This window comes from uncultured Sphingomonas sp. (genome assembly GCF_913778135.1).
GTDB lineage: Bacteria > Pseudomonadota > Alphaproteobacteria > Sphingomonadales > Sphingomonadaceae > Sphingomonas.
Window position 1 is genome coordinate 1 of the sequence record NZ_CAJYVU010000031.1, and the last position, 16,176, is coordinate 16,176.

Sequence of the window (16,176 nt, forward strand, 5' to 3'; positions counted from 1 at the left end):
TGGTTGGCGAACCATTCGTGACCGAATTCATGCTGGAACAGCCAGTCGAACCCCTCGGGCGCCTTGGCGTAATTGTTGCCATAAGCGTTGATCGTCTGGTGCTCCATGCCCTTGTGCGGCGTCTCGACCACGCCGACCTTCTCGTCCGCCCAGGGGTAGGGGCCGACGGTCGATTCGTAGAAGTCGATCGTGGGGGCGAATTCGGCGAAGAGTTTCTCCGCTTTTTCCTTTTCGCCGGGCAGATACCAATAAAACATCGGAATCTCGTTGCCGAAGCGGCTCTTGTAGGTGCCGGCGATCTGTTCGTACGGCCCGACGTTCAGCGCGATGCCGTAGAGGTTCGGGTGTTTCGCCTCCCAGTTCCACGTCGAGCGGCCGTCGTCGAGGCGATCGACGCCGAGCAGCTTGCCGTTCGACGGCGCCGACAGCCCCTTGGGCACTGTGATGTGCAGCGTCACCTTCTGCGGCTCGAAAGTAGGGTAATCGATGCACGGCCAGATGAGGTCGCAGCCCTCCATCTGCACCGCGGTCGCGATCCACGGCTGGCCGTCGGGCGTCTTCGCCCAGACGAAGCCGCCCTCCCAGGGCGCGCGCACCGCGGGGTGCGGGCGGCCCCCGTAGACGATCTTGACGGTGAGCTTGGCGTCCTTCGCCGCCTTTTTGGCGAGCGTGATCGTCATCCGGCCTTCGGGGTTGCTGAACCCCGCATCGACGCCGTCGACCTGTACGGCCGTGACGGTGAAATTCTTGTCGAGATCGACGACCAGCTTGTTGATCCGGTCGCGCGCGGTGAAAGTGAGCGTCGCGGTGCCGTTGATCACCTCGCGGACCGGATCAACCTCGATCGCGAGATCGGCGGTGTCGAGCGTCACCTTTTTCTGCACCGGATCGAGCGGGCCACCGGACAAAGCGGTCTGCGCGGTGATCGGCGGCATGCCCTTTTCCGCAGCGTGGACCCCCGTCGACAGGAGCAGCAGGGCAGCGAAGGGCAGGCGTGGCGACATCGGTTTCTCCCTGGGGACAGGCGAGCGCCGGTTTCCACGCTGGGCCGGGCGATGACAAGTCCGAAGCGAGCGGGCCGAAGCGATTGCCACAAAAGCGATTGGCCCGAAGCCGATCGACCCCGCAGGCTTGCATACCGACCCGTAACGATTGATGCCTATCGCAAGCCACCCCATATAGGCGACAAGGCCGCCCCGGTATCGGGCGGCGTCGGAGTATCCATGACCCTATTTCCCGTCCTTCCCCTGCGCGATATCGTCGTTTTCCCGCACATGATCGTGCCGCTGTTCGTCGGCCGCGACAAATCGGTCGCGGCGCTGGAAGCGGCGATGAACGCCGACAAGGAAATCTTTCTCGTCGCGCAGCTCGACCCCGCGCAGGACGATCCGGCGCGCGAAGACCTGTATGAGGTCGGCGTCACCGCGACCGTGCTGCAGCTGCTGAAGCTGCCCGATGGCACCGTGCGCGTGCTGGTCGAGGGCAAGGCGCGCGGACGGCTGGTCGAGCTGTCCGAGGCGGACGGCTATCTGCAGTCGACGATCGAAATTCTGGAAGAGCGGGTGGCCGAGGGCATTGAGGTCGAGGCGCTGATGCGCTCGGCGGTCGAGCAGTTCGAAACCTACGCCAAGCTCAACAAGAAACTGCCGGCGGAAACCGCGCAGCAGCTGGGCGAGCTGGTCGAGGCGGCGAAGCTGTCCGACGCGCTGATGGCCAACGTCCAGGTCAAGGTCGCCGACAAACAGGCGCTGCTGGTCGAGCTCGATCCGGTCAAGCGGCTCGAGATGGCGTATGCGCTGATGGAAGGCGAACTCGGCGTCCTGCACGTCGAGAAGAAGATCAAGAGCCGCGTCAAGCGCCAGATGGAGAAGACGCAGCGCGAATATTACCTCAACGAGCAGTTGAAGGCGATCCAGCGCGAGCTGGGCAACGAGGGCGAGGAAGGTGAGGGCGACGAGGTCGCCGAGCTGACTCAGAAGATCGCCACGCTGAAGCTGTCGAAGGAGGCGCGCACCAAGGCGACCGCCGAACTGAAGAAGCTGAAGACCATGGCGCCGATGAGCGCCGAGGCGACCGTGGTGCGCAACTACCTCGACGTGCTGCTCGGACTGCCGTGGGGCAAGAAGAGCAAGATCAAGAAGGACATCCCTGCCGCCGAGGCGATCCTGAACGAGGATCACTACGCGCTGGAGAAGGTGAAGGACCGGATCGTCGAATATCTGGCGGTGCAGGCGCGCACCAACAAGCTGAAGGGGCCGATCCTGTGCCTCGTCGGCCCGCCGGGCGTCGGCAAGACCTCGCTCGGCAAGTCGATCGCGAAGGCGACGGGGCGCGAGTTCATCCGCCAGTCGCTGGGCGGCGTGCGCGACGAGGCCGAGATCCGCGGCCACCGCCGCACCTATATCGGCTCGCTGCCGGGCAAGGTCGTCACGAACCTGAAGAAGGCGGGCACGGGCAACCCGCTGTTCCTGCTCGACGAGATCGACAAGCTGGGCCAGGATTTCCGTGGTGACCCGGCCTCGGCGCTGTTGGAGGTGCTCGACCCGGAGCAGAACGCGAAGTTCAACGACCATTATCTGGAGATCGACATAGATCTGTCGGACGTGATGTTCGTCTGCACCGCGAACTCGCTGAACCTGCCGCAGCCGCTGCTCGACCGGATGGAGATCATCCGGCTGGAGGGGTATACCGAGGACGAGAAGGTCGAGATCGCCGAGCGGCATTTGGTCGCCAAGCAGATCGAGGCGCATGGCCTGAAGCCGGGCGAGTTCACGCTGACCAACGAGGGCTTGCGCGCACTGATCCAGCGCTACACCCGCGAGGCGGGCGTCCGCACGCTGGAGCGGGAGGTGGCGAAGCTGTGCCGCAAGGCGCTGCGCCAGATCCTGGAGGGCAAGGCCGAGAGCGTGACGATCACGCCCGACAACCTGTCCGACTTCGCGGGGGTTCAGCGCTTCCGCCACGGCCTGTCGGAAACCGAGGATCAGATCGGTGCGGTCACCGGGCTGGCGTGGACCGAGGTGGGCGGCGAATTGCTGACGATCGAGAGCGTCACGGTGCCCGGCAAGGGGCAGGCGAAGGTCACCGGCAAGCTGGGCGACGTGATGAAGGAGTCGGTGCAGGCGGCCTTCTCGTTCGTGCAGGCGCGCGCCCCGTCGTTCGGGATCAAGCCGAGCCTGTTCCACCGCAAAGACATCCACATCCACCTGCCCGAGGGCGCGGTGCCGAAGGATGGACCGTCGGCGGGTATCGGCATGGTGACCGCGATCGTCTCGACGCTGACGGGCGTGCCGGTGCGCCGCGACGTGGCGATGACGGGTGAGGTGACGCTGCGTGGACGCGTGCTGCCGATTGGCGGATTGAAGGAGAAGCTGCTCGCGGCGCTGCGTGGTGGCATCACGACGGTGCTGATCCCGCAGGAAAATGAGAAGGATCTCGCGGAGATCCCGGCAAACGTGAAGGCGGGGTTGAAGATCATTCCCGTCGCGCACGTCGACGAGGTGTTGCGGCTCGCGCTCACCGCGCCGCTGGAGGCGATCGACTGGACCGAGGCGGACGAACTCGCCGCACTGCCGCCTGCGCCGATCACCCCGGTGGGTGCCGAGGTGCACCACTGAGAGGAACGTTCCGGCCGCGTGATGAGCGTGGCCGTGATGAAGAGAGCGTGATAGCGGCAACACGGTCCGTCGCGCATCGGTACAGGTGCGCGGCGGTTTCGTTTGACTCGGATCGGGCTCACGGCCTTACTGGGGAGATGCGGGTCGCCGATCGGCGAATCCGCACGCCAATTTCTTACTGCAACACCGAAGCGTAACACGGGGGTTCTCGGGGATGAACAAGCAGGAACTGATCGCGCAGGTCGCGACAAACGCGGGGCTGGGCAAGGCCGAGGCGTTGCGCGCGGTTGAGGCGGTGTTCGACACGATCTCGACTTGCCTGAAAAAGGGCGAGGAAGTGCGGCTGGTCGGGTTCGGCACCTTCGCGGTCAGCAAGCGCAAGGCATCGACCGGGCGCAATCCGCGCACCGGCGAGCCGATGACGATCGAGGCGAGCACGCAGCCGAAGTTCAAGGCGGGCAAGGTGCTGAAGGACTCGCTCAACGTCGCGAAGTAACGGTGTGCGATTTGCGCTGGACAGGCCGGCGGTGCTTGCCTAAACGCGCCGCTCCGACACGGATCGGGCGCGTAGCTCAGCGGTAGAGCACACCCTTCACACGGGTGGGGTCACAGGTTCAATCCCTGTCGCGCCCACCATTTCAGGCCCGCAGCCAGCGATGGCGGCGGGCCTTGTCGTATCGGCGGCCGGTCAGGGCGGGATCGCTCGCGATTGTCGTCCGTTGGCGCTGTCCGAACCAGCGGAGCACGATACGCCATGACCGACCAGACCCCCGATCAGACGGTGGCCGACCAGCACCAGCCGCTCATCCCCAATCGCACCGTGTGGATAGACCATTTCGGCGATCTCGACGTGATCGCGCTGTCGGAGCGGCCGGTGCCGCAGGCGGTCGACGACGAGGTGCTGGTGCGCGTGGCGGCGGCGAGCATCAACCCGGTCGACTGGAAGACCGCGGCGGGCGAGTATCCGCCCAAGGGCGCGGACCAGCTGCCGTTCGCGCTCGGGCGCGACCTAACGGGGCGGATCGAGGCGCTCGGGACGCGCGCGCACAACATGCTGAGCGTCGGCGACCGCGTGATGGCGTTCATCGGCCAGGACCGTGGTGCGCAGGCCGATTACGTCGTGGTAAAGGCAGTCGAGCTGGTGGCAACGCCGGAGCAGATCGACGGCGCGACCGCGGCGGCCCTGCCGCTGGCGGCGATGACGGCGTGGCAGGGGTTGTTCGATCATGGTCGGTTGGAGGCGGGGCAGCGGGTGCTGATCCACGGAGCAGCCGGCGGGGTGGGGCATCTGGCGGTGCAGTTCGCGGTGTGGAAGGGCGCGACCGTGTTCGCCACCGCAGGCGAGCGTGATCTCGACTATGTCCGCTCGCTCGGTGTCGAGCGCGCGATCGACTACAAGAATGACCGGTTTGAGGATCACGCGACCGACCTCGACCTCGTCTACGACACGCAGGGCGGCGAGACGCAGGCGCGGTCGTTTACCGTGCTGAAGAAGGGCGGGACGATGGTGTCGACGCTCGACCCCGACGAGGCGAAAGGGCGCGAACTCGGTATTCGCACCCCGCCGCGTTGGCATGCCGAACCGAATGGCGCGCAACTGGCGGAAGTCGCTGAGCTGGTCGCGGCGGGGACGGTCAAGGTCACGGTCGATCGGACCTTCGCGTTCGACCAGGTGCGCGAGGCCTACGCCTACACGCGTGACGAGCATCCGCGCGGCAAGGTCGTGCTGACCATGCAGAGCGATTGAGAAAACATCGCTGACCTAAGTCGCGCGCTCCGCGATTGTCACGGAACCGAAACGCTACCGTCACTCCCGTGTCTCTGAACCTCCATGCCGCTGTCATCCACGACGCCTAGCGCAGCGTGGAGGCCGGCACGGGGGATCGAGTCGGCCGGGCGCCCAACACGCGCCCGTCATCAACGGTTCGGGAGTGTTCAATGCAGAACTTCAAGCGCGCTTCGCTCATGCTCATGCTCGGCTGCGCGACCGCGGCGCTGAGCGCGTGCGGTGCCGACGACATCGCCTCGCCGGGCGAGGGCGTGATCGTGCTGCCGTCGCCGACGCCCGCGCCTGCTCCCACGCCGACCCCGACGCCGGGCACCGGCACCGGGCTCGTCACCGCGGCGGCGAGCTGCCCGACGATCGCGGGTCCGAACCCGCTGGTCGATCGCGGCACGATCTCGGGTCCGACCGGCACGTACCGCAACTGCGCGCTGCCGACCCGCTTCACCGCCTCGACGCAGCTGGCGAAGACCACGGGCGTGATCTACTCGCTCGACGGTCGCGTCGACGTCGGCACCGACCAGGGCCCGACTTCGACCGGGTATCAGGTCACGCTGGGCATCGATCCGGGCGTGATCGTGTTCGCCTCGACCGGCACCGCGTTCCTGGCGGTCAACCGCGGCAACCAGATCAATGCGGTCGGCACGCCGACGCAGCCGATCATCTTCACCAGCCGCGCGAACGTCGTCGGCACCAATGACGCGACGTCGCAGGGACAATGGGGCGGCGTAGTGCTGCTCGGCCGCGCGCCGATCACCGACTGTTCGGAGCCGACGGCGACGCCGGGCAGCGCGAATTGCTCGCGCGATACCGAGGGCACATCGGGCGCGCTGTACGGCGGTGCGCAGCCGACCGACAGCTCGGGCCGGATGAGCTACACGCAAATCCGCTACTCGGGCTACGCGCTGGCGCCCGATCGCGAGCTCCAGTCGCTGACCCCGTCGGGCGTCGGTTCGGGCACGCAGATCGACCACTTCCAGTCGGTCAACTCGTCGGACGACGGTATCGAGGTGTTCGGCGGCCGTCCGAACATGAGCTACCTCGTCATCTCGGGCGCGGACGACGACTCGCTCGACACCGACGTCGGCTACAAGGGCTTCATCCAGTATGTGATCGCGATCCAGCGGCCGGGCGGCAGCTCGGGCGACGCGATGATCGAGCACGACTCGAACGGCAACGAGGACGCGGTGCCGCGTTCCAACGTCCGGCTCGCCAACTTCACCTTCGTGCACCATTCGAAGATCGGTGCGGACGCGTCGGTCATGCTGTTTCGCGGCGGTGCCGACTATTCGCTCTTCAACGGCGTGGTGGTGACCGACTCGGGGCTGCCGTGCGTTCGCATCAACAGCACGACGACGATCCAGCCGGCGAACAGCGCCACCGACAAGGCGGGACCGCCGGCATTCACCTCGGTGCTGCTGTCTGGCTGCAATCCGGCGTTCAGCGGCACGGGCGGCGTGTCGAACGATCAGGTCGCGTCGATCTTCAACGGCGGCCGCAACAACAATGCAGCGTTCACCTCGACGCTGACCAGCACGTTCATCAACGGCAGCGGTGAGAGCGCGGCGACCGCGGTCGATCCGGCGAACAGCAGCGTGGTCAACTCGGGCGGGTTCTTCCAGTCGGCGCCGTACGTCGGCGCGGTGCGCAACGCGAGCGACACCTGGTACCGCAACTGGACCTGCAACCTGAGCTACGCCGATTTCGGCAGCTCGAACGGTTCGTGCCTGACGCTGCCGACCACCTGAGACCCGCGGGTTTCGTCAAGGGGGCGGCAGCGATGCCGTCCCCTGATCCGCATCTGAGGATTTTGGGGGAATGAAGATGTCCAAGCGGCTGCCGATGGCGAGCGCCCTGTTGTTGACCACGTGCCTGTTCGCGCCCGCCACTGCCTTTGCCCAGGCGAGCGGCTCGAACACGCCGACCACCGGTGCGCCGGGTGCCGCGCCGTCGAGCCCGTCGGGCAGTCCGACGCAGGACGAGACGGATACGAGCGGCGACACCCAGAGCGTCGGCCCGCAGGTGTCGATCCCGGGTGGCGGCGACGACATCGTCGTCGTCGGGCGCACGCGCGCCAATCCGACGCAGACCGCGCCGCAGGTCATATCGGTCCTGTCGACCGAGGATATCGCGCGCACCGGCGAGGGCGACATCGCGGGTGCGTTGCAGCGCGTGACCGGCCTGTCGGTCGTCGGCAGCGGGTTCGTCTACGTTCGCGGTCTGGGCGATCGTTACAGCCTGGCGTTGCTCAACGGATCGCCGCTGCCGAGCCCCGAGCCGTTGCGCCGCGTCGTGCCGCTGGACATCTTCCCGACCGACGTGATCGCATCGAGCCTGGTGCAGAAGAGCTATTCGGCGAACTTCCCCGGCGAGTTCGGCGGCGGTGTGATCAACCTGACGACCAAGACGACCCCCAACGAGCCGTTCCTGAGCCTGTCGGGTTCGGTGAGCGGCGACAGCTACACCACCGGTCGTCTGGGCTATGTCTATTACGGCAGCCCGACCGACTGGACCGGGTTTGACAATGGCACGCGCGACATTCCGGGGCCGCTGAAGGCAGCGCTCAACAGCGGGTCGCCCGTCGGCGAGAATGCGACCTTCACGCGCGCGCAACTGGGCGAGATCGCGACCAGCCTGGTCAATTCGCGCACGTCGGTGTTGCAGACGCAGTATCAGATGCCGATCAACTTTTCAGGCAACCTGACGGGCGGGACAAGCTTCGACACCGGTGGACTCAGGATCGGCGTGCTGGCGTCGGCGGGTATCGGCAACACGTGGCGCACGCGTCAGACGTTGCAGCAGTTCGCGAACGGGGTCGGCAACGCGGGCGTTCTGCAGAACAGCTTCAACCGCGTGATCACCGACAATCGTGTCGTGGTGAACGGCTTGCTAGGCATCAACGCCGAGTTCGGCGACAATGTAATCCGCTGGACCAACCTGTACGTGCGCGACACGATCAAGCAGGCGCGGCTGGGGCTCGGCTTCGATCTTGACCGTGCAGGACAGGACCTGCTGCTGCAGAACACCGGTTGGTATGAGCGCCAGTTGATCGACACGCAGTTGACCGGCGAGTTCAAGCCCACCGACGACCTGAAGATCGACCTGCGCGGCAGTTACGCCAATTCGCAGCGCGAGGCGCCGTACGAGCGCGAGTTTCTGTACGTGCGCACGAACCTGCCGCTCGACCCGATTGGTAACAAGTTCACCAACAATCTGGGCACCGGCGGCAAGGGCGGCGCGAACGTCGCGTTCAGCGACCTGAACGAGGATCTGTGGTCGGGCGGCGCCGATCTGGTTTATTCGCTGACCAGCGCGATCAAGCTGGGGGTCGGTTACGCCTACACCGACACCAAGCGTACGTCGGTGCGGCGTGCGATCAGCTTTCTCGCCAATTCGCTGCCGATCGCGGTGCAGCAGTTGCGCCCGGATTACCTGCTCGCCGACCAGACGATCCAGGCGTATGGCATTTACCTGCAGGAAACGACCGCGCAGGACGGTACGGCGGCGTTCGATGCCGCGCTTCGCACCCATGCGGGCTATGGTCAGGTGATCGCGCAGCTGACCCCGGCGCTGAACGTGACCGCGGGCGTGCGCTACGAAACTGCCAAGCAGACGGTCGATGCGGTCGACGTGTTCAACACCGGTTTGCCGGGGCTGGCGGGCGCGCTGAACACGCGGCTGAACAAGGACTACTGGCTGCCGTCGCTGACGGTCACCTACGAGTTGCAGCCCGGCATGCAGTTACGCGCGAGCGGATCGAAAACGATCGCGAGGCCGCAGTTCCGCGAGCTGATCAGCCAGGTGTACATCGACACCGACACCAATCGCCTGTTCCGCGGGAACAACTCGCTGGTCGACAGCCAGCTGTACAATGCCGAAGCGCGCTACGAATGGTTCTTCGGGCGCGATCAGCGCTTCACGTTGTCGGGCTTCTACAAGAAGATCGACAAACCGATCGAGACCTATTCGGCGATCGTCGGCCAGGTGCAGACCAGCTTCGCGACTGCGCCCGAGGCGCAGCTGTACGGTGCCGAGGTCGAGTTGCAGAAGTATTTCCCGCTCGACGGGCTTGGCGGGGATTTCTGGAGCTCGCGCCGGTTCCTGACGATCGCCAACTACACCTACACCAAGTCGAAGCTGAAGGTGCAGGACGGCGACCAGACGGTGATCAACGGCGTGTCGCGCGACGCGAACCTGTTCTTCCGCGACGGTGCGCCGCTGACGGGGCAGTCGGATCATCTGGTCAATTTGCAGCTGGGGCTGGAGGACACCGATCACCTGTCGCAGCAGACGCTGCTGCTCAACTACGCGTCGAAGCGCGTGACGACGCGCGGTCCGAACGCGCAGCCCGACGTGTACGAATATCCGGGCTTCCGCCTCGACTTCGTCGCGCGCGAGGGCGTTCGAATCGCGGGCGTGGAGACCGAGATCAAGTTCGAGGCGCGCAACATCACCGCGACGCCGTACAAGGAATACCAGCAGTTCGACGCGCAGCGGATCTACTACAACCGCTACGACGTGGGCGCGTCGGTGTCGCTGGGATTGGGTGTAAAGTTCTGACGCGGGGCGGGTGCTGTCGTGGCGCCCACCCTCGCTTCATCAGGCTGACGGGGTAGGCGCGGACGGACTCGCGCTCACCAGCCCCAGGGCCGCTCGCGGTACCATTTGGTGATGACGTATTTGGTGCCGGCGCGCACCTTCATGCCGTGGTGGATCGTCGCCGGGTTGAGCGAGCCGTCGGGGCGATGATTGTTCCAGCAGACGAGCTTGCCCGTTTCCGGCTGGATCGTCTTGTCGACCGCCTTGAACCGCGTCGCGCCGCCTGCCTCCGGCTCGTTGAGGTAGACCATCGCGGTCCAGGTGCGATTGCCCGCGACCGAGCAGTAACGGTGGAAGTCGACGCCGTTGGGTTCGAAATAGTCGGTGTGCGCCTTGAATTCCTGCCCCACCGCGTAGCGTTGCCCCTGTAGCGGCTCGCCGTGAAGCGGGTCGAGGCCGGTGAAGGCGGCGAGCGCGGCGTCCACGCGTGCGACGAGCGGGTCGGTGGCGGACAGGTCGCATGTCTCGCTGGTGCGGAATGCGGTGTCACCATTGTGATCGGAGATGGTCGAGGGGCGCCGCTCGGCATCGATCATGGCACACAGCGCCGCGCAGGTCGCGGCGTCGAGGAAGCCGCGCTGCACGAACAGTGTCAGCTTGGGACTGGGCAGTTTCTGGATGCCGGGCTGCTGGGCGAGGTGGGCGGTGATCGCGTCGGTGGCCATGATTGCTCCTGTAACGCGGACGGCTGAGCCGTCCCAACAACAGAAATATTACACAAGGCTGCAACGGCGCTGTAACATCGCCGACCTAGCGCCGGCGTGCCGGGGAGTTGTTCAAAGCGCATGCGATTGAAGTTCGACGCCCGTGCGCGGGCGATTCTGCGGCGGGTGCCGGTGGTAAACGTCTATTCGGTAGCCGAAATCGCGCTGCTGGGCGTGCTGGCGGTGCAGTGCGCGCGGCTGGTGTGGACGGTGGTGACGCCGATCGCACCGCTGGGCGCGTGGGCGCCGGCGGGGCCGGTGCTGCCGGGCGATCCGGCGGGCGTGTTCGCGAGCTTCGATCCGTTCTATCGCGTGAGCGGCGTGCAGGCGCAGGCGGCAACGGTCACGTCGTTGCAGCTGACGCTGTTCGGTACACGGATCGACGAGGCGCAGGGGCGGGGATCGGCGATCATCGCGGGACCGGATGGCGTGCAGAAGAGTGTCAGCGTGGGTGAGGAAGTGGCGCCGGGCGTGAGGTTGAAATCAGTGGCGTTCGATCATGTGACGCTCGACCGCAGCGGGGCGAGCGAGGACCTGTTCCTGCCGCAAGGCGAGGGTGGCACGGCGCCGGCGGCTGGTGCGGCGGCGACGCCGGGTGCTCCGGTTGGCGCCTCCGGTGGCGCATCGCTCACAGAGCTGCGCGCCGACGTGTCGGCGATCCCGCGGATCGATGGCGGCGCGATCAACGGCTTGACGCTGCGCGGGCAGGGCAAGGGTGTGTTCCAGTCGGCTGGGCTGCAGGACGGTGACGTGCTGGTCGCAATCGGAGGACGACCGGTAACGGGCGCGTCCGATCTGGAGCAACTGGCGACCGGCGGAGCGACGAGTGTGACGATCGAGCGCGGCGGGCAGCGCTTGCCGGTGACGTTGCCGGGCGGGGTACGATGATGCGGCGGTTCGTATCCGCGATGCTGTTGGCGTCGTGCGCGCTTTCCGCGACACCCGTGCTGGCGCAGACGACGCTGAACGTGCGTGACGCCGACATCCGCGCCTTCATCGCCGACGCGGCCAAGGTGACCGGGCGGACGTTCATCATCGACAACCGTGTGCAGGGCAAGGTGACGGTGGTGACCGACCGCCCGCTGTCGCGCTCCGAATATTTCGAGGTGTTCCTCTCCACCTTGCGCGCGAACGGATTGGTCGCGGTCCCGACCGCCAACGGCGCGCTGCGCGTTCAGCCGATCGACAATGCAGCGAGCCAGCCCGGGCGGATCGGGCTGCGCGGCGCGGCGCGCAACCAGCTGGTGACCGAGATCATCCGGCTGCGTTCGACCGACGCGACTCAGGCGGTCGACACGGTGCGCCCGCTGGTGAGCGCGCAAGGATCGGTGACCGCGAACCGCGGTGGCAATAGCCTGGTCGTGGTCGATTTCGCCGACAACGTTCGCCGCGTGCGCGAGGTGATCCGGCGGATCGACACCGATGTCGCATCGACGCGGATCGTGGCGTTGAGGAATGCCAACGCGAAGGAGGTCGCCGCCGCGCTGACGCAGCTGATCGGCGGCGGTGCTGGCGGGCAGGGTGGACAGGCGGCGGCGACGCCGGGTGGCGCGTCGGCGGTGGCGATCGAGAGTTCGAACGCGGTGGCGCTGCGCGGCGATCCGGCGACGGTTGCAAGGCTGGTCGCAGTCGCGCGCGACCTCGACACGCGCGCGCGCAACGCCAACGAGATCAAGGTCGTGTTCCTGGAGAACGCGGACGCCGCACAATTGCTGCCCGTGCTCCAGCAGCTTGTGGGACAGCAGCCCGACGCGGTGCAGGAGGAGTCGCTGAGCCGCGCGAATTTCGGCGCGAGCAGCACCGGGCCGACCAGCGGTGGGGCGATAAGCCAGCAGTCCAACTCGTCGAGTTTTCAGCGCTCGACCGCGCCGCAGAGCACGACGACGCAGGCGGGCAGCCAGCCGCAGCAGGCGGCGATCACGGGGCAGGGCGGTCGCACCGCGGCGGTGGTGACGCGCTTCGCAGGTGCCAATGCGATCGTGATCGCGGCACCGGGCGACATCCAGCGGCAACTGGCCGAGGTGATTCAGCAGCTCGACACGCGTCGCGCGCAGGTGCTGGTCGAGGCGATCGTGGCGGAAGTGTCCGACTCGACGGTCAACCGGCTGGGCGCGCAGTTCATCCTCGGGAACCTGTCGGGCGGGGCGTTCGGCGCGTCGACCTTCTCCAACTCTGCGCCCAACATCCTGCAGATCGCGGGTGCGATCGGGGCGCAGCGGCTGGCGACGACAACGACCACGACGGTCAACACCAACGGCAGTACGACGACGGTACGCGCGACCTCGCCCGCGGCGGACCAGCTGACGCAGTCGGCGATCAACTCGATCATCCAGTCGTCGGGCGGCCTCGCCGGGTTCGGGGGCACGATCGGCAACACGCTGTTCGGTGCGATCATCAGCGCGGTGAAGAGCGACAATCAATCGAACCTGTTGCAGGTCCCGCACATCATGACGCTGGACAACCAGGAAGCGCATAGCTTGGTTGGGCAGGAAATCCCGATCACCACGGGTCAGGCGCTGTCGAACAATTTCGACAATACCTTCCGCACGACGCAGCGGCAGAATGTCGGCATCGGGCTGGACGTGCGCCCGCAGGTGAATTCGAGCGGCACGATCAAGCTAAACCTGCATATCGAGGTCAGCTCGATCGCGGGGCCGGTGTCGAGCGACAATTCGGACCTGATCCTGAACAAGCGCGAGGTCGAGACGGTGCTGACGGTCGACGACGGTGCGATCGGGGTAATCGGCGGGTTGTTATCCGACGAGGAGCGTCGGACGATCGAGAAGATTCCGCTGCTGGGCGACATTCCGGTGCTGGGCAACCTCTTCAAGTCGAAGGCGAAATCGCGTTCGAAGACGAACCTGATGATCTTCATTCGCCCGACGGTGATCCGCTCGGCCGCGGACAATCGCCGCGTGACCGAGCAGCGGTACGGCTATCTGCGGTTGCAGCAGGGATTGCAGGACCCGGCCGGCGAGCCGTCGATCGACGCGCTGGTGCGCGATTACATGGGTGCGGCGCCGCCGATCCCGCCGGCGGGGCAGCCCGGCAGCATCGAGGACCCGCGCGTCGGCGTGCCGGTGTATCGCAATTCGGTCTCGACGATCCCGGCGCGTCCGAAATGATCCGAACTGGCGCCGAGGTGCTGGTCGACCCGACGCTGTCGAGCGGTGTCGTGCCGGTCGACGCCGACGCGGTGCTAGGCGAGGTGCCGCAGGTCGTGCCACCGATCGCGCCGGTGCAACTGCCCTACGCCTTCGCGCGCAAGTTCGGCGTCGCGCTCGACGGTGACCGCGTCGCGTTGCGCGAGGGAAGCGATCCGCGCGCGTTGATCGAGGTACGCCGCGTGCTGGGCCGCGCGTTCGACGTGGTGGTGATCGAGGCGCCCGCGTTCGACAGGCTCTTGAGCGACAATTACGCGATGGACGGTCAGGCGACCGCGGCGGCGGCAGTCGGAATGGGCGACGAACTCGACCTGTTAGCGGAAGGATTGCCGACCGCGGACGATCTGCTCGATACCGCCGACGATGCACCGGCGATCCGGCTGATCAACGGTGTGATCGCCGACGCGGCGCGGAACGGCGTGTCGGACATTCACATCGAGCCGTACGAGACCGGTCTCGTCATTCGGATGCGGATCGACGGCGTGCTGCGCGAGACGCTCAGGATGCCGCCGCACGTCGCGCCGGTCGTGGTCAGCCGCATCAAGGTGATGGCGCGATTGGACATTGCCGAGCGGCGCGTGCCGCAGGACGGGCGCATGGGGCTGACGCTCGGGGGCAAGTTGCTCGACGTGCGCGTCTCGACGCTGCCGGCGCGCGCGGGTGAGCGGGTGGTGCTGCGTATCCTCGACAAGGAGAATGCGGGGATTGACCTCGACGCGCTGGGCATGAGCGCGGAGATGAACGCGCTGCTGCGCGAGGCGATCGCGGTGCCGAACGGGATCGTGCTGGTGACCGGGCCGACCGGCAGCGGCAAGACGACGACGCTCTACGCCGCGTTGCGACTGCTGAACGACGGCAGCCGCAACATCCTGACGGTCGAGGACCCGGTCGAATATGCGGTTGAGGGGGTCGGGCAGACGCAGGTGAACGCGAAGGTCGGGCTGACCTTCGCCGCCGGGCTGCGGGCGATCCTGCGGCAGGACCCGGACACGGTGATGATTGGCGAAATTCGCGACCGCGAGACAGCCGAGATCGCGGTGCAGGCGTCGCTGACGGGACATCTGGTGCTCTCCACTGTCCACACCAACGACGCGGTCGGCGCGATCACGCGGATGCGCGACATGAAGGTGGAGCCGTTCCTGCTCGCCTCGACGCTCCGTGCGGTGATCGCGCAGCGGCTGGTCAGGCGGCTGTGCCCGACGTGTCGCCGCGCGGTGCCGGCGCGCGAGACGGTGGCGCCGCTGCTGGGAATCACGCCCGAGACGATCGTGTACGAGGCGGTCGGGTGCGACGAGTGCAACCGCACCGGCTTTCGCGGGCGCATCGGCGTGTACGAGGCGGTACGGGTCGATCCGACGATCCGGCGGCTGATCAACGACGGCGGCGACGAGGACGCGATCGCGCGCCATGCCTTCGCCGATCCGGCGCGTGACACGTTGGCGGGAGCGGCGCGGCGGTTGGTCGAGGAAGGTCGCACCACCGCGGAGGAAGCGATCCGCGTCAGCCGCGCTGATGCCACCGATAGCGTCGCGGCCGACGCCGCCGAGGCGGCGATCGCGGATGCCTGAGACGCGGCGTGGCTGATTTCGATTACGTCGCGATCGACACGCGCGGCAACGAGGCGCGCGGGCATGTCGCGGCGGCATCGGTCGAGGCGGCGCGCGCGGTGCTCGACCGGCGGCGGCTGTTCGTCGTCCGCATCGAGCCGGGCAGCGCACCGGCGAGCAAGGGACGCCCGCTGTTCGGGCTCGAACTCGGCCGCGCCAAGATGTCGGGCAAGCAATTGACCTTGTTCACGCGGCAGTTGGCGACGCTCAACCGCGTTTCTCCGCTAGAGGAGAGTTTGCGCACCGTGTCGCGCCAGACTGAGCAGGAGCGCGTGCGCGTGATCGTGCAGAACGTCCATGCCGGGGTGACCGAGGGGCGCCGGCTGGCCGATGCGATGGCGCGCGAGCCGAAGAGCTTTCCGCCGCTCTATCGCGCGATGGTGGCGGCAGGGGAAAGTTCGGGGTCGCTGCCGGAGATCATGGAGCGATTGTCGCTGCTGCTCGAGCGGCAGGCGGAGATCAGGGGCAAGCTGTTTACCGCGATGGCCTATCCGGCGGTGCTCGCGACCGTTGCGATGGGGGTAGTGGTTGCACTGATGGCGTTCGTGGTGCCGCAGGTGGTCGAGCAGTTCGATACCGTCGGGCAGGAGCTGCCGTTCCTGACGCGCATGGTGATCGCGCTGTCGGCGGCGATCACGGGTTACTGGTGGGCGATGCTGCTGGTGGTGGTGATGATCGGGCTGGGGGCTTGGGCAGCGCTTC

The 16,176-nt window shown here is 66.8% G+C and carries 10 protein-coding genes, 1 tRNA gene and 1 pseudogene; 10 read left to right on the top strand and 2 right to left on the bottom strand.

Annotated elements, in window-relative coordinates; genetic code table 11:
* Positions 1-1,004, bottom strand: a pseudogene (locus QZ847_RS03020) (M1 family peptidase); the annotation flags it as partial.
* Positions 1,005-1,223: 219 nt separating this feature from the next.
* Here QZ847_RS03020 and lon point away from each other — a divergent pair.
* The 6 genes from lon to QZ847_RS03050 all read left to right on the top strand — a co-directional run bounded on the left by lon (position 1,224) and on the right by QZ847_RS03050 (position 9,960).
* On the top strand, positions 1,224-3,617 hold the full coding sequence (gene lon, locus QZ847_RS03025) for an endopeptidase La (protein ID WP_294352947.1): 2,394 nt from the start codon (positions 1,224-1,226) through the stop codon (positions 3,615-3,617).
* Positions 3,618-3,831: 214 nt separating this feature from the next.
* On the top strand, positions 3,832-4,113 hold the full coding sequence (locus tag QZ847_RS03030) for an HU family DNA-binding protein (protein ID WP_294352948.1): 282 nt from the start codon (positions 3,832-3,834) through the stop codon (positions 4,111-4,113).
* 65 nt (positions 4,114-4,178) lie between these two features.
* A tRNA-Val gene (locus QZ847_RS03035) sits at positions 4,179-4,253 on the top strand.
* Between the two features lie 118 nt (positions 4,254-4,371).
* Positions 4,372-5,364, top strand: a complete 993-nt coding sequence (locus tag QZ847_RS03040) for an NADP-dependent oxidoreductase (protein WP_294352950.1) — start codon at positions 4,372-4,374, stop codon at positions 5,362-5,364.
* A 191-nt stretch (positions 5,365-5,555) separates the two neighbouring features.
* On the top strand, positions 5,556-7,148 hold the full coding sequence (locus tag QZ847_RS03045; protein ID WP_294190550.1) for a hypothetical protein: 1,593 nt from the start codon (positions 5,556-5,558) through the stop codon (positions 7,146-7,148).
* Positions 7,149-7,224: 76 nt separating this feature from the next.
* Positions 7,225-9,960 carry a TonB-dependent receptor gene (locus QZ847_RS03050; protein WP_294352959.1) on the top strand — a complete coding sequence of 912 codons (2,736 nt, stop codon included), beginning with the start codon at positions 7,225-7,227 and terminating at the stop codon, positions 9,958-9,960.
* Positions 9,961-10,034: 74 nt separating this feature from the next.
* On the opposite strand, the gene QZ847_RS03055 is transcribed toward QZ847_RS03050, so the two are convergent.
* Positions 10,035-10,664, bottom strand: a complete 630-nt coding sequence (locus QZ847_RS03055; RefSeq protein ID WP_294352952.1) for a 2OG-Fe(II) oxygenase — start codon at positions 10,662-10,664, stop codon at positions 10,035-10,037.
* Between the two features lie 120 nt (positions 10,665-10,784).
* On the opposite strand from QZ847_RS03055, the gene QZ847_RS03060 reads away from it, so the two are divergent.
* From QZ847_RS03060 to QZ847_RS03075, 4 genes are all read left to right on the top strand, one after another.
* Positions 10,785-11,591 (top strand): type II secretion system protein N, encoded by an 807-nt coding sequence (locus tag QZ847_RS03060; RefSeq protein ID WP_294352954.1) that lies wholly within the window; start codon positions 10,785-10,787, stop codon positions 11,589-11,591.
* Positions 11,591-13,828, top strand: coding sequence for a type II secretion system secretin GspD (gene gspD, locus QZ847_RS03065; RefSeq protein ID WP_294352961.1), 2,238 nt, complete (start codon positions 11,591-11,593; stop codon positions 13,826-13,828). Before QZ847_RS03060 ends, gspD begins: the two co-directional genes overlap by 1 nt.
* Positions 13,825-15,435 carry an ATPase, T2SS/T4P/T4SS family gene (locus QZ847_RS03070; protein ID WP_294352955.1) on the top strand — a complete coding sequence of 537 codons (1,611 nt, stop codon included), beginning with the start codon at positions 13,825-13,827 and terminating at the stop codon, positions 15,433-15,435. Before gspD ends, QZ847_RS03070 begins: the two co-directional genes overlap by 4 nt.
* A gap of 8 nt (positions 15,436-15,443) precedes the next feature.
* The coding region (locus QZ847_RS03075) for a type II secretion system F family protein (RefSeq protein ID WP_294352957.1) at positions 15,444-16,176 on the top strand (733 nt) is incomplete at its 3' end.

Coding starts and splice junctions, on each gene's coding strand:
- lon (WP_294352947.1), top strand. CDS start 1,224: ATGACCCTATTTCCCGTCCTTCCCCTGCGCGATATCGTCGTTTTCCCG.
- QZ847_RS03040 (WP_294352950.1), top strand. CDS start 4,372: ATGACCGACCAGACCCCCGATCAGACGGTGGCCGACCAGCACCAGCCG.
- gspD (WP_294352961.1), top strand. CDS start 11,591: ATGCGGCGGTTCGTATCCGCGATGCTGTTGGCGTCGTGCGCGCTTTCC.
- QZ847_RS03030 (WP_294352948.1), top strand. CDS start 3,832: ATGAACAAGCAGGAACTGATCGCGCAGGTCGCGACAAACGCGGGGCTG.
- QZ847_RS03050 (WP_294352959.1), top strand. CDS start 7,225: ATGTCCAAGCGGCTGCCGATGGCGAGCGCCCTGTTGTTGACCACGTGC.
- QZ847_RS03060 (WP_294352954.1), top strand. CDS start 10,785: ATGCGATTGAAGTTCGACGCCCGTGCGCGGGCGATTCTGCGGCGGGTG.
- QZ847_RS03055 (WP_294352952.1), bottom strand. CDS start 10,664: ATGGCCACCGACGCGATCACCGCCCACCTCGCCCAGCAGCCCGGCATC.
- QZ847_RS03070 (WP_294352955.1), top strand. CDS start 13,825: ATGATCCGAACTGGCGCCGAGGTGCTGGTCGACCCGACGCTGTCGAGC.
- QZ847_RS03045 (WP_294190550.1), top strand. CDS start 5,556: ATGCAGAACTTCAAGCGCGCTTCGCTCATGCTCATGCTCGGCTGCGCG.